General features: G+C 66.3%; 13 protein-coding genes. 6 read left to right on the forward strand and 7 right to left on the reverse strand.

All coding sequences use genetic code 11. The features are described 5' to 3' along the window. Positions 1-958 (reverse strand): hypothetical protein (locus tag AVMA1855_RS13675; RefSeq protein ID WP_284426122.1); only part of this gene is annotated, 958 nt, incomplete at its 3' end. A 632-nt stretch (positions 959-1,590) separates the two neighbouring features. Here AVMA1855_RS13675 and AVMA1855_RS13680 point away from each other — a divergent pair. From AVMA1855_RS13680 to hisA, 6 genes are read left to right on the forward strand one after another with little or no spacing between them, the layout of a single operon-like run. Further along, positions 1,591-1,815, forward strand: a complete 225-nt coding sequence (locus AVMA1855_RS13680) for a CopG family transcriptional regulator (protein WP_284396732.1) — start codon at positions 1,591-1,593, stop codon at positions 1,813-1,815. Beyond that, entirely contained in the window at positions 1,812-2,264 is a 453-nt protein-coding gene (locus tag AVMA1855_RS13685) for a PIN domain-containing protein (RefSeq protein WP_284426123.1), read from the forward strand. The genes AVMA1855_RS13680 and AVMA1855_RS13685 overlap by 4 nt, the downstream gene beginning before the upstream one ends. Further along, positions 2,261-3,391 carry a pyridoxal phosphate-dependent aminotransferase gene (locus AVMA1855_RS13690; RefSeq protein ID WP_284426124.1) on the forward strand — a complete coding sequence of 377 codons (1,131 nt, stop codon included), beginning with the start codon at positions 2,261-2,263 and terminating at the stop codon, positions 3,389-3,391. Before AVMA1855_RS13685 ends, AVMA1855_RS13690 begins: the two co-directional genes overlap by 4 nt. Beyond that, positions 3,388-4,026, forward strand: a complete 639-nt coding sequence (hisB, locus tag AVMA1855_RS13695) for an imidazoleglycerol-phosphate dehydratase HisB (RefSeq protein ID WP_284405132.1) — start codon at positions 3,388-3,390, stop codon at positions 4,024-4,026. Before AVMA1855_RS13690 ends, hisB begins: the two co-directional genes overlap by 4 nt. Before the next feature lie 51 nt (positions 4,027-4,077). After that, positions 4,078-4,746 carry an imidazole glycerol phosphate synthase subunit HisH gene (gene hisH / locus AVMA1855_RS13700; RefSeq protein ID WP_284405133.1) on the forward strand — a complete coding sequence of 223 codons (669 nt, stop codon included), beginning with the start codon at positions 4,078-4,080 and terminating at the stop codon, positions 4,744-4,746. Between the two features lie 57 nt (positions 4,747-4,803). After that, the gene (hisA, locus tag AVMA1855_RS13705; RefSeq protein WP_284396741.1) at positions 4,804-5,550 is read left to right on the forward strand and encodes a 1-(5-phosphoribosyl)-5-[(5-phosphoribosylamino)methylideneamino]imidazole-4-carboxamide isomerase; all 747 of its coding nucleotides are present in this window, start codon (positions 4,804-4,806) and stop codon (positions 5,548-5,550) included. 171 nt (positions 5,551-5,721) lie between these two features. Here hisA and AVMA1855_RS13710 read toward each other — a convergent pair whose 3' ends face one another. From AVMA1855_RS13710 to AVMA1855_RS13735, 6 genes are all read right to left on the reverse strand, one after another. Next, entirely contained in the window at positions 5,722-6,927 is a 1,206-nt protein-coding gene (locus tag AVMA1855_RS13710) for a spherulation-specific family 4 protein (protein WP_284426125.1), read from the reverse strand. Between the two features lie 86 nt (positions 6,928-7,013). After that, complete coding sequence (locus AVMA1855_RS13715; protein ID WP_284426126.1) at positions 7,014-8,234, reverse strand: spherulation-specific family 4 protein; 1,221 nt, start codon at positions 8,232-8,234, stop codon at positions 7,014-7,016. 71 nt (positions 8,235-8,305) lie between these two features. Continuing rightward, positions 8,306-9,679, reverse strand: a complete 1,374-nt coding sequence (gene pelG / locus AVMA1855_RS13720) for an exopolysaccharide Pel transporter PelG (RefSeq protein WP_284426127.1) — start codon at positions 9,677-9,679, stop codon at positions 8,306-8,308. Further along, entirely contained in the window at positions 9,679-11,211 is a 1,533-nt protein-coding gene (pelF, locus tag AVMA1855_RS13725; RefSeq protein WP_284426128.1) for a GT4 family glycosyltransferase PelF, read from the reverse strand. Before pelF ends, pelG begins: the two co-directional genes overlap by 1 nt. Continuing rightward, positions 11,208-12,221, reverse strand: a complete 1,014-nt coding sequence (locus AVMA1855_RS13730; RefSeq protein WP_272567617.1) for a tetratricopeptide repeat protein — start codon at positions 12,219-12,221, stop codon at positions 11,208-11,210. The genes pelF and AVMA1855_RS13730 overlap by 4 nt, the downstream gene beginning before the upstream one ends. Next, positions 12,214-13,614, reverse strand: a complete 1,401-nt coding sequence (locus AVMA1855_RS13735) for a PelD GGDEF domain-containing protein (protein ID WP_272567618.1) — start codon at positions 13,612-13,614, stop codon at positions 12,214-12,216. Before AVMA1855_RS13735 ends, AVMA1855_RS13730 begins: the two co-directional genes overlap by 8 nt.

A 13,614-nucleotide genomic window follows, 5' to 3' on the forward strand; every position in this document is an offset into this window, starting at 1 on the left:
AGGTTGCTTCACCAGCTTCACCGCTTCCCGTTTGAACTCGTCCGTAAATGCTCTTCTCGTCCTTGGCATGTTTGCCTCCTAAACACATCATGTCATTCGATGTGTCCGGGAAACCGGGGGAAGCCCAATTCTTACGAGCCGCCTTCAAATCAGTGACTGTGTCCTTGAGCACTGCCTGAAGCTCCTTGCGGTCCAATGAATCGAGGTCTTCTGCCATCGCGGCGTGAGCTGAGCGAATCTTGCCTAGCGCTGCAGTCGCGGTGTCCACACGCTTAATGAAGTCCTCATAGCGCTGCTCGTACTCTTGCATTCGGTCACGCGCCAGCATACGAACAAGGGGGGAAGTGTCCCTCGCGGAGGACAATGCGAACAGTGCATCCCCCACCGTTCGCGAATCGTTTTCCAGCATGCCACGCCAGCTTTTTGCTACCAACTCGAGCCTGGAAAGGAGGCGCGTCGCCGTCGGCCCACCTTCATTCACGAGTTCCTTGATGGCTGAACTTTGAGCGCGAGAAAGCACAAGGCGCTGGGCAATTTTGGTCAACGCGATTGCGCCTTCTGTGGTGCCGGTATCCAGCGTGCCATCCGGAAGCGACTTCAGCCCCAAGGCAATAGCATCCAGCTCCTTATCGAGCGTGAAGGAATCCTCGCCCGCAAGCTGGGCCAGCGTAGAAAAATAGCCAACCAAAGTGCTCTGCAACGCATTTGCAGCGGCCACCTGCTTTTTCCGAGCATCAGGGACGTCTGCCCGTGCCGGAGCGTTGGTCAGATAAGGCTGAATCGTGCGGGCACTGTCCTGATAGGCGTTACCAGCATCAACGTAGCTGGTGACCTCAGCAGCAGATTTGCCGAACTCACGCACAGCGGTGAGATTCGCGCAGCCTTGTAAGGCTCCAATAATGAGAACAAAGGCCCAAGCGCGAAGCATCACTTGTGCGGTCGAATAAGGTTGTTTCATCATCCCTCCATCAAGTAACTGAGCTAAATAGCGTCGGGCGCCATCCAAAATCTCTCCAGTCTTATGCAAAAACGCACAGGAGCAAGCGAGGTGAATTGATGGACCACTGACTCGCTTCATCAGGAATGAAGCCGCGAAGGCAGTAGTAGTCGCCACTCCCAAGTCTTTTGACGCCTTTGCTGTGTTTCAGTCAGGCGCTCTCAAAAATGTGTCGATTTATTACAACCGCTATGGCAAACATAGTCAATAGTTCAAACGATTTCCCATGTGATGCACCGTTGATATGGGTTCAGGCAGAGAGTCGGACTGCGCTGATCTGGCAAATGGGTTTTGCAGACCTTCCCTAACGGCAGGTAGAAATAAAAACAGCGCAAGAGTGAAAAGGTTGTTTTACTTATATTTAATTTGGTCGGCGACGCACCTTGTGGAATTGATGGTAATGCCGTAGCCAATCCGTCCTACCGCTCGCCGCCACTGCCTAGCATCGCGGTCGGGCGTGTCTCAAGCTCCTGGATGGCTATGGCACGGCACACGAATGTTGCTTCCGCCGTGGCGCGCGTCGATTAAAAGGAAAGGATAGGCTTAAATCACACGAACTTCGTGCTCCACGAAGTTCGTGTAGCATTTGCCCCATGAAGAACGTGACCATCACCATGGACGACGCCGCTGCCGAGTGGGTGCGCGTGGAGGCGGCCAAGCGGGGCAGCAGCGTCTCGCGGCTGGTGGGCGAATGGCTGGCCGAGAAGATGCGGCAGGAAGATGCCTATGCGCAGGCCATGCGCGAGGCGCTGAGCTTCGAGAGCTGGGGCGCCTCCGACGGCCCCTACGTGCCGCGCGAAATCCTGTTCCAGCGATGAGCACCGCACCGATCTTCGTCGACACCGAAGTGCTGCTGTCCAGCGTGGACGACCGCGATGCGGTCCGGCAGGCGCGTGCGCGCGAATGGCTCACGTTCTGCTGGCAGACACGCAGCGGCCGCGTCAGCTCGCAGGTGCTCAACGAGCTGTACAACCAGGCCATCCAGCGCTTTCGGGGGCCGCACACGCTGCAGCAGGTGCGTGCGCAGGTGCGGCGCTTTCGCGTGTGGCAGCCGCCGCACCTGGACGCCTACACCGTCGATGGCGCGTGGGACCTGCAGGACCGCTACGGCCTGGGCTACTGGGATGCGCTCATCCTCTCCTCCGCGCACCAGCAGGGCTGCCGCTACCTGCTGACCGAGGCGCTGCCGCACGACCAGCCCATGGACGCCGTGCGCCCCATCAACCCCTTCCTCATGGCCCCCCACGAACTGGACACCGCCGAATGACGAGCCCCGCCACCCCCGCTGCCCCACCACCCAGCGCCCTCGACCGCATCCGCCCCGACGTGCGCGCCATGCACGCCTACACCGTGCAGCCCTCGGCCGGCCTGCTCAAGATGGACGCGATGGAAAACCCGTTCCGCCTGCCGGCGAACCTGCAGGCGGCCCTGGGCGAGCGGCTGGGCGCGCTGGCGCTCAACCGCTATCCCGGCGACCGCATCGCCGACCTGAAGGCCGCGCTGGCCGATTACGTGGGCATGCCGGACGGCCACGCCATCGTGCTGGGCAACGGCTCCGACGAACTCATCACGCTGCTGGCGCTGGCCTGCGCGCAGCCCGGCACCGGCCAGCGCGCCACGCTGCTCGCGCCCATGCCGGGCTTCGTGATGTACCCCTTGAGCGCGCAGCTGCAGGGGCTGGACTTCGTCGGCGTGCCGCTCACGGCCGACTTCGAGCTCGACGAGCCGGCCATGCTCGCGGCCATCGCCCGGCACCGCCCGGCCATCACCTACATCGCCTACCCCAACAACCCCACCGCCACGCTGTGGGACGAGGGCGCGGTGCAGCGCATCATCGACGCCGCGGGCGCGCAGGGCGGCATCGTGGCCATGGACGAGGCCTACCAGCCTTTCGCCAGCCGCACCTGGATCGCCCGCATGCGCGCCGAGCCCGGGCGCAACGCGCACGTGCTGCTGATGCGCACGCTCAGCAAGTTCGGGCTGGCCGGCGTGCGGCTGGGCTACCTGATGGGGCCCCGCGCGCTGGTTGCCGAGATCGACAAGGTGCGCCCGCCCTACAACGTGAGCGTGCTCAACTGCGAGGCCGCGCTGTTCGCCCTGGAGCATGCCGGCGTGTTCGCGGCACAGGCGGCCGAGCTGCGGCACGAGCGCGCCGCGCTGCTGGCTGCGCTGAGGGCGATGCCGGGCGTCGAGAAGGTCTGGGACAGCGAGGCCAACATGGTGCTGCTGCGCGTGGCCGATGCCGCCCGCACCTATGAGGGCATGAAGGCCCGCAAGGTGCTCGTCAAGAACGTTTCTACAATGCACCCACTGCTGGCCAATTGCCTGCGCCTCACGGTCGGCAATGCGGCCGACAACGCCCAGATGCTCGCCGCGCTCCAGGCCTCCCTATGACCTCTTCTGCACTCGTTCCTTCCGCCCCGTCCGACAGCCCCGACGCCGACCGCATCGCGGAGGTGTCCCGCGCCACGGCGGAAACCCGCATCCACGTGCGCGTGAACCTCGACGGCACGGGCGAAGCGCGCCTGTCCACGGGCATCGGCTTCTTCGACCACATGCTCGACCAGATCGCGCGCCACGGCCTGATCGACCTGCGCATCGAATGCGAGGGCGATCTGCACATCGACGGCCACCACACGGTGGAAGACGTGGGCATCACGCTCGGCCAGGCGTTCGCGCGGGCCGTGGGCGACAAGAAGGGCATTCGTCGCTATGGCCATGCCTATGTGCCGCTGGACGAGGCGCTGTCGCGCGTGGTGGTCGACTTCTCAGGCCGTCCGGGGCTGCACCTGCACATTCCGTTCACGGCGGGCAGCATCGGCGGCTTCGACACGCAGCTCACGTATGAATTTTTCCAGGGCTTCGTGAACCATGCGGGCGTCACGCTGCACATCGACAACATCAAGGGCATCAATGCCCACCACCAGTGCGAGACGGTGTTCAAGGCCTTCGCCCGCGCGCTGCGCGCTGCGCTGGAGCGCGACCCCCGTGCGGCCGGTGTCATTCCCTCCACCAAAGGGTCCCTCTGAGGTTTTCGGCTCCATGGGCCTCCAGCGCTCATCCAACATGCGCAAGCAGCTATGAAAAGTGAAGCAAAAACCGTGGCCGTCGTGGACTACGGCATGGGCAACCTGCGCTCCGTCTCGCAGGCCGTCCAGGCCGCCGCCGAGGGCACCGGCTGGACCGTCGTGGTCACCTCGCGTCCCGAGGACGTGCGCGCCGCGCAGCGCGTGGTGCTGCCGGGGCAGGGCGCCATGCCCGACTGCATGAGCGAACTGCGCGAATCGGGCCTGCAGGCGTCGGTGCTGGAGGCCGCTGCGTCCAAGCCGATGTTCGGCGTGTGCGTGGGCATGCAGATGCTGCTGGACCGCAGCGCCGAGGGCGACACGCCCGGCCTGTCACTCATCCACGGCGAAGTGCTCAAGTTCGACCTGGCCGGCCGCCAGCAGCCGGACGGCAGCCGCTACAAGGTGCCCCAGATGGGCTGGAACCGCGTGGGCCAGGTGCGCCACGGCGGCGCGGCGCACCCTGTGTGGGCCGGCGTGCCGGACCAGAGCTACTTCTATTTCGTACACAGCTTCTATGCGCGCCCGCGGGATGCGGCGCACTGCGCGGGCGAGGCCGATTACGGCGGCCCCTTTGCAGCGGCGATTGCGCGCGATAATATTTTTGCCACGCAATTCCATCCGGAAAAGAGCGCGGAGCACGGCCTGGCGCTCTATCGCAACTTCCTTCACTGGAATCCCTGATCTTCAACCCCTTGCCGGGCCTGCGGCCCGACCTGGCACATCCTTAGCCTTTCCATCATGCTGCTCATCCCCGCCATCGACCTCAAGGACGGACACTGCGTGCGCCTCAAGCAAGGTGACATGGACCAATCCACCACCTTCGGAGAAGACCCGGGCGCCATGGCCCGCAAGTGGGTGGAAGCCGGGGCGCGACGCCTGCACCTGGTGGACCTGAACGGCGCCTTTGCCGGCACGCCCAAGAATTACACGGCCATCAAGTCCATCCTGAAGGAAGTCGGCGACGACATCCCCGTGCAGCTCGGCGGCGGCATCCGCGATCTGGACACGATCGAGAAGTACATCGACGGCGGCCTGCGCTACGTGATCATCGGCACCGCCGCCGTGAAGAACCCCGGGTTCCTGAAAGACGCCTGCAGCGCCTTCGGTGGCCACATCATCGTGGGCCTGGATGCCAAGGACGGCAAGGTCGCCACCGATGGCTGGAGCAAGCTCACGGGCCACGAGGTGGTCGATCTGGCCAAGAAGTTCGAGGACTGGGGCGTGGAGTCGATCATCTACACCGACATCGGTCGCGACGGCATGCTCTCGGGCATCAACATCGACGCCACGGTCAAGCTGGCGCAATCGCTCACCATTCCGGTCATCGCCTCGGGCGGCCTGGCCAACATGGCCGACATCGAGCAGCTTTGCGCGGTGGAAGGCGAAGGCATCGAAGGCGTGATCTGCGGCCGCGCCATCTATTCCGGCGACCTGGATTTCGCTGCGGCGCAGGCCCGTGCGGACGAATTGAACGGCGCTGCCTGACGCCTCGGTCCGGCCGCCTCAGGATGCCTTGCGGCGACTGAGGCGGGTTTTCAGGCGCCGGTCCTTGCAAGCCCCGGTGCCGTGCCATCCGGACCATCGGTCCGGCGGCGTTCCATCCAACGCGATGGCCTCAGAGCGCCAGGCCAGCCCGGCGCCAGGCGCCGTCCGGGATCAGCACCCCGTGACGGCCCGCCCCTGGTTCACCGCGGCCACGGTCTGCAGCAGGTTCGTCCAGTACGAAGGCAGGGCGTCCCAGGGGTTGCCGACATCCGCCACCGGGTCGTATTCAAGGTTCGTCATGTAGATCGGACCGGCGTTGTACCGGGCCGAGGCGGCGGTCTGCACGGCCTGCTGCATGTCGGCGCAGGTGGCGGTGTTGTGCACCAGCGAGCTTTGGCGACTGTTGGCCAGCGTGTACAGCCAGGGCGCGGTGCGCGGGTCGTAGCTGGCGTAGGTGCTGTTGCGCCCTTCGAAGGTGACGAGCACATCGGCCACCGCGGCGTAGCCGGCGGCAGGCACCATGCCGGGGTTGCCGATCACGCGCAGGCTGGCGTCCTTGGCCTTGATGTAGCTGTAGATCTCGCTGTAGAAATCGAGCCGCGTGGTCTCAGAGGCCATTTCGTCCAGGAAGATGCCGCTGATCGCCCCGCGCCCGAAGAGCGCGATGTAGTTGTCGATGTTGGCCTTGATGCTGGCCAGCGACCGCGAGCCCGTGCCGTAGCCGGTATAGACATAGCCCACCACCTTGCCACCGGCCGAAACGAACGCGTTGACGGCGCTCACATAGCTGGCCTCCGCCGTGGTGAACACCCCGTTGTTGGGGTTCAGGATGGCGGTGACGGACACCGCCGGATTGGCCGCCGCGCCGCTGGCCAGCAGGGCCCAGCCCTGGCCCGACGAGGGGTGGAAGTAGGCGGGCACCAGCACTTCCAGCGCCGCAGGGGCCGGGCGCAGGTACACCACGCGGGTGGCGGTGACCGACTGGCCGGACACGCTGGTGGTGGCGCTGATCTCCTGCCGGCCTGCCGCGGCGCTGGACAGGGTGGCGGTCGCCACGCCCGCGCGGGTGGCGCTGGTGGCCGAGAACGCGCCGGGCAGGGCGGAGAAGTTCACCGCCGTGCCATCGGCCGCGTCGGCGCCGTTCACCGTGACGCGCGCGCTGATGGCCAGGGCTGCATTCGCGTTGAAGACGGCCTCCGCCTGCGGAGCGCTGAGGGTGATGGCGATGCTGGTCGGGGTGGGGGTCACCGGCGTCGTCGGATCGGTGGAACCCCCTCCACCGCCGCCACCGCAGGCGGCCAGCAAGGCGGCGAGTGACAGGCCGCACCAGCGGGTGATGCGGGCAATGAGGGTGACGCGGGCGGGAATGCGGGGCATGGGATGTCCTTGGCGGGCGGGAAAGGGGATGGTGAGGGGTTGGACAGGGACTGGTGCAATCGGCGTGCCGGCTGCGGATCTGTGGGTCAGCAGGTGGGCAGCGTGGCGCCCCGGTTGACGGAATCCACGGTGCCCAGCAGTCGGGTCCAGTAGGCCGGAAGGGTGTCCCAGGGGTTGCCTTCCTGCGTGTCGGGGTTGAAAGTGTCGTCGGTGACGTAGATCACGCCGCTGTTCAGGCGGGCCGTGGCCGCCGCACGCACGGCGGTTTGCATGGCCGCGCAGTCGGCCGCGTCGTGCACCAGAGCGTTCTGGCGCGTGTTGGCCATCTGGTAGAGCCAGCCGCCGCTGGCGCGGGGATCGTAGTCGGCAAAGGCCGCGTTGCGGTTCTCGAAAGTCACCAGGGTATCGGCCACGGCGGCATAGGCGGCGTTGGGCACGGTGCCCGGGTTGCCCACCACGCGCAAGCTGGCGCCTTTGCTCTTGATGTAGTCGAAGAGCTGCCGGTAGTAGTTGATCCGGCCGGGCGCGGACGACATCTCGTCGATGAAAAAGCCGCTCACCAGCCCGGTCCCGTAGAGACTGAGGTACTTGTCGATGTTGCCCTTGACCTTGCTGATCGAGCGCGATCCGTAGCCGGTGTACACGTAGCCCAGCAGCTTGCCGCCCGCCTGCACGAAGGCCGTGGCGGCAGCCGTGAACTCGGGGTTGGCGCGGGTGAAGACGCCGTTGCTGGGGTTGAGAATGGCCGTGATGCTGACGGAGGGGTACGCGCTAGCGCCAGCGGTCATGGCGTCCCAGGGCGAGCCCGCCGAGGGGTAGAAATACGCGGGGACCAGCACTTCCATGGGTGCGGCAGCCGGGCGCACGTAAAGGATGCGCGAGGCGGTCACGGCGCCGCCGCTAGAGGCCACTGAAGCGGTCAGGGTCTGGCGCCCCGGCCCGGCGGGGGTGAAGGTGGTGCCGGCCTCGCCGCCGCGCAGCGCGGCCACCGGCGGCGCAAAGCTGCCCGAGGTGGCGGAAAAATCGACGGACACGCCGTCGGGGATGGCGCTGGCGACCCCCGCCTGCACCGTGAGGGAAACCGGCACGCTGGCTCCGGCGTCGAATACATCCTGGTCGAGCGGGGCGGCGAAGGCGGCCTGCGCACCTGCCGTGGCGGCTTCGGCTTTTTGCGCCGAGGTTTCTGCGGGTTCACTGCTGCCGCCCCCGCAGCCGGCCAGCCCTGCGGCGAGCAATCCGGAGACCGACCAGAACGCCAGCCGCAGCGCAGCGCGGCTCGGCAAGGCACGATGGATCGCGTTCGGCATGGCGCCTCCCTTTTTTCTGTGGCCCGGGTGGATTTCAGTTTTTTGCCATTGTCCACCGAACGCGGGCCGGGCTACTGCAGCATGAAGGTTTCGTACTCCAGCCGGTTGAGTTGGCGCGACAGCAGGTACATGCCGGTGCACAGCGTGAGCAGCGTGGACAGCGCGAAGCCGTAGCCATACAGGGCCGCGCCGGCATACAGCGTGAAGCCGGTGAGCGCGATGTTCAGCAGCACGAACTGCACGCACAGCAGCAGCACGATGCGGCGCTGGTCCAGGTAGAAGAACACGTTCAGGATGGCCATCAGCCCCACCTGCAGGCCCGCGCCGATCACCTGCACGTGCAGCAACGGTAGGTAAAGCCGCGAGATGCCCAGCACGTCCAGCAGCGCCGGGCCGGCCACCAAGGTGACCAGGATGGCCAGCGTCTGGATCTTGCCGATCTCGCCCAGACCTTGCTGGATCGAATAGACCATCTCGTCGCGCATGGCCTCGATGTACTCGAGCGAGCCGCCGCTGCGCACCGCGTCGTAGAACTTGTCGTAGTACTCGACGAAGTCGGTCTCGATGCGCACCAGGAACACCGCCATGCCCGGAATGATGGACAGGTAGGCCAGGAACACCGGCAGGTCGTAGATGAGCGATGCGCGCAGCCCGCCGATGATGTTCTGGGACGTCGGTGGGAAGTACCAGAACATGAACTTGTCGATCCAGATCCCGAAGTTGTAGAGGAACCCGATGGCCACGAGCGACGGATACAGCAGCTTGCGCTCCGCGAAGTCGAACGCGATCAGCCGGCCCTTGGGGTTGAATTCCTGCACCACCAGGATCCACATGCCGGCCAGCAGCAGGTAGTTGCCCAGCACGAAGCCCGTGAGCAGCCCCTCCAGGCCCCAGGGGCGCATGAAGAGCGAGCCGATCACGATCACCGCGTAGGCCAGCCCGAACAGCACCACGATCTCCTTGTAGCGCTTCATGCCGGACAGCAGCACCGTCAGCACCCACACGTCGCACATCAGGGTGAAGCCCGCCAGCATCAGCATGCGGTACACCAGCCCCAGGTTGGGCAGCAGCAGGAACAGCGCGATCGTGCCCAGGGCACCGGCCACGAGCGTGACCACCAGCAGCAGCCCGTGCAGGTTGGGCAGGATGAGGTCCTTGCGCTTTTCGAAGAGCCGGTCGGACACGAAGCGCGTGAAGGCCAGCTGCACCAGCCCCGTGAGGATCAGGCTGCCCGCCACCATGTAGGTGACCGAGGTCTGGAACTGCGTGACCAGAAAGCCCGGCACCACCACGCTGGCGCTGAAGATACCGATGAGCAGGATGCCCACGATGGAGAAGACCCACGGGCCCGAGCCGATGACGCCCGCATAGGCGTAGGCCTGCACCAGGCTCACCAGCGTGTTCTTGCGCAGCATGCGGCGCAGTTCGAATCCGATGCCAGCCATCAGCGGGGGCCCTCCGTCTTCTGGAACGCGGTTTCGTACACGCGGCGGTAGCGGTCGAACATCATGGTGTCGGTGTAGTAGCGCTCCACGCGCGCAATGGCCGCCCGGCTGGCGCTCTCCCAGGCGGCGGGGTCGTTGAGCAGCGACAGCGAGGCGTCGGCCAGGCGCTGCGGATCGGCGATCGGCACCACCTTGCCCGAGGCGCCCAGCGCCTTGTCTTCATCGTCCAGCCCTTCGATGAGCTGGCGGCACGACCCCACGTCGGTGGACACGGTCGGCACACCCGCGGCGTAACCCTCCAGGATCACCAGGGGCAGCGCCTCGCTGATCGACGACAGGATCACCAGCCCGATGCGCGGCATGAGGTCTTCCACGCGCTGAAAGCCCAGGAAGCGGATGTTCTGCTCCAGTCCCAGGCTGCGCACGAGGTTCGTGCATTCCTGGGCATAGGCCGGGTCCTCCTCGGTCGGGCCGGCGATCCAGCCCTCGGCCTGCGGCAGCTGGTTGACCACGCGGCGCATGGCGCGGATGAAGGTTTTGATGTCCTTGATGGGCACCACGCGGCCGATGAGGCACAGAATCGGCGGCACCTGGGCGGGGCGCTTGTCGCGCAGCGGCGCGAAGCGGCCCAGGTTGATGCCGTTCGGGATGTTGAAGGTGCGCGATGCCTCGGCGCCATCGGTCACCTGGCGCAGCCGGTTGGTTTCGTAGAGCGCAATGATCGGGTCGGCAGCCGCGTAGCAGTAGTAGCCCAGCCATTCGAAGAACTGGATCCACATCTGGCGGAAGTACGACAGCTCGGTCGGATCGCGCTGGAAGATGTTGCGGTTGTCGCGGATCCACTCGCTCTTGAACAGGTCGATCTTGCGTTCCTTGGTATAGATGCCGTGCTCCGACAGGATCAGCGGCACACCGCGCGCCTGCTCGATCAGCCCGCCGAGGAAGCCGGCGTACCCCGTGGAGGCGCAATGCACCACGCGCACCGGAATGAGCTGCTGCGCCACGCGGGCCAGCGTCCACAGCGGCTGGTACATGATGCGCACCGTCCAGAAGTAGTCCACGAACGACGGGTCGGTGCAATGGTCGCGGTAGCTCTTGCAAATGATTTCCCAGGCCCGCTCGCTGTAGAGGAAATCCTCCAGCGGCAGGCGCCCGCCCGGCTGCATCTGCTGGGTGATCTCGCGGAACGCGGCCATCGTCTGCGGGCTGCGGTCGCCCGTGCGGAACGACTCGACCAGGGTGTGCACCATGTCCAGGGCCGCGCGGCTGCCCTTGCGCCGCGCGGGCAGGGTGCGCACGCCCAGGTGGTCGTAGAGGTAGTGCTCCTCGAAGTGCACGACGTTCGGCGGCAGCTCGTACTTGAACGCGGAATAGTCCTCGCGGCGGCTGCCCAGGAAGACGATGGCAAAGCGGTACTCCGGGTAGGCGCGGATGATCTGGTTGATCCAGCTCGACACGCCCCCGCTCACATAGGGGAAGGTGCCCTCCAGCAGCAGTGCCACGTCCGCCTCGCTGGCTCTGGGCCCTGTCATGGCGCGCTCCAGTAGTCGAGGACGGGGCGCAGCCGGGGCAGCGCGCGCCACTGGTTAAGCTGCTGCACCAGTTCGCGCGTCTGCGCGAAGTCGCGCCGCTCGAAGCACAGTTCGGCCTGGTAGGGCAGTACGCGCGTGGCGGGCAATCCCAAGTTCCGGGCGAGCGCGTAGGCGGCTTCGGCCTCTTCCACGCGGCCCAGCAGGTGCAGCAGGCGGCCGCGGCGCAGGTTCAGTTGCGGATGGTCCGGCTGCTGCGCCAGCACCTGATCGCAGTACTGCAGCGATTCCTTCACGGCGTGGTCGCGCAGATCGCCCTGTACCAGCTCCTGATAGACCAGCTCCCAATACAGGTCGGACAGCCGGAAAGCCGATTCGACGGTGAGCGGCCCCGGCACGTCGCCTTCGGTTTCCTTGGCCAGGCGCAGCGCATCCAGTTCGCTGTCGATGGTGCGGTTGATGCGCTTTTCCAGGGTGTCCAGCATGCCGTAGGCGAGCAGGCGCAAATCCTCGCTCGGATCGCTCAGCACCGTGCGCAAAAGGGGCGAGGCAATGCGGCCGGAGACGTGCTGCAGCGCCACCATGGCGCGCATGCGTGTCTGCATCGGGGCCTGGCTGTTGCCCAAGAAGGACCGCAAACCGGACTGGCGAAAGCTCCCCTGCATGCGCTGGTGGCGATCGAACTCCGGCAGCCGCAGCGATTCGAAGTCGCCCTGCGACGAAGGGCTGCGGTAGATGCGCAGCACCACCACGGCGGCGATCACCCCGATGAATCCGACGATGGGCACGGCATAGCTGAACACCGCCATCAGGCCCAGCACCGGCGCGCGCGGCCGGGCCTGCTCGCCCGACAGCAGGGGCAGCAGAAAGAAGGACAGCATCACGCAGGCCAGAGCGTGCACCAGCAGGTAGCTCGACAGGGCCGCATCCGTGTGGCCCTGCAGCAGCGCGGGCCCGCTCCATGCGCCGATCTCCAGCAGCAGCGCGGAGATGGCGAACTTGAGGTTAAGCATGGGCCATCCCGTTCAGCCGCTTGAGCACGGCCAGGGGCTCGCCGTTCAGCGGGATGATGTGCGGAAACACGCCGGCCTCGGCCAGCGGCTTGCCGCTCTTTTGGCCCGACCAGACCTCCAGGCGGTTGATGTAGCCCTCGGCGGTGGCGTTGTCGCCCAGCGGCATCAGCATGGCGAGCACCTGGCGATCATTGCCGGTGATGAGCCAGCTTTCGTCCAGCTCGCGTTTCAGCCGCTCGATCTGGCCCGGTAGGCCGGCCTCCATGGCGCGCGGCAGGAACTCCAGCGCCACGATCACGCTGGGCACCTTTGCCGTGTCGCGGATGTGGGCCAGGCGCTGCGCTTCGAAGGCGAAGTCGGCGGGGCACTGCGGCAGCTCCTTCAGGATCGGCGCGGCCACCGTCTGCATGGCCAGGCCGTCGGTGTAGTAGCCCAGCAGCAGGTTGATGGTCTGCAGGTTCTCGGCCTGCAGCGAGAAGAACGGCATGTCCTCGATCACCAGCAGCCCGTAGATCTCGCCCCCTAAGTCCAGCAGCGGCGCGGCGGCGAGGTAGCGGGTCTGCTGCTGGTCCGCCAGCATCTGGCTTACGTGGCAGAGCTTGCGGGTTTCCAGTGCCTGTTGCACGAGCGGGTCGCGCGCGTCCAGCTCGGCGCCGCTGCCGATGCGGGCCACGGCCCGGGCTTCGATGCTGTCTTCCGTGGCGGCGTACAGCGCCGCGGATTCGAGCTGGCAGTACTGGGCCAGCAGCCGCAGCAGGGTCTGCGCGCCCTGGGCCGCGTCCTCTTCGGAGCCGCCCAGCGCCTGCAGCGTGGACAGTGCATCGCGCATGGACATCGGCCGGCCGATCAGCTCCTGCTCCAGGCGGTCGTGTGACAGGCGCAGCAGGTAGTACTGGCGCACCAGGTGCTCCAGGCGCTGGTCCAGGTACAGCTGCACGTTCTCGGCCCGGCGGGTGCGCGCCTGCCAGAGGCTGGAGAACTCGCCCACCAGCATCACGAGGATCAGGCCGCCGAGAAAGAAGATCTGCGGAAAGGTGTCGTAGTGCCCGAAGTTGAGCGCCAGCCAGCCGGCCAGCAGCACGCAGGCGCCGCCCAGCCCGGCCAGCGGGCCGTAGCGCAGGGCCACGATCACCGGGGCCAGCCAGGACCACGGGAACGCGGCCTCGCTCCACAGCGGGTCGAAGGGCTCCAGCAGCATGCCCAGCGCGAGCGCGATGATCGGCAACAGCAGCGTCTCGCCCAGCATGATGGCCGGACGGGTGTCGGTGTCGGCCAGCTTGCCCAGCAGGTTGGAGGGCAGGTGCCGCACGCTCGGCTTGGCCGGCGGCTCGGGCGCGGCCGCCCCGACGGTGCGCCGCCGCTGTTCCACCGACGAGGGGGTCTCTGATGCCAT

Origin of the sequence: Acidovorax sp. SUPP1855 (genome assembly GCF_030158955.1) — a bacterium.
Lineage (GTDB): Bacteria > Pseudomonadota > Gammaproteobacteria > Burkholderiales > Burkholderiaceae_C > Paracidovorax.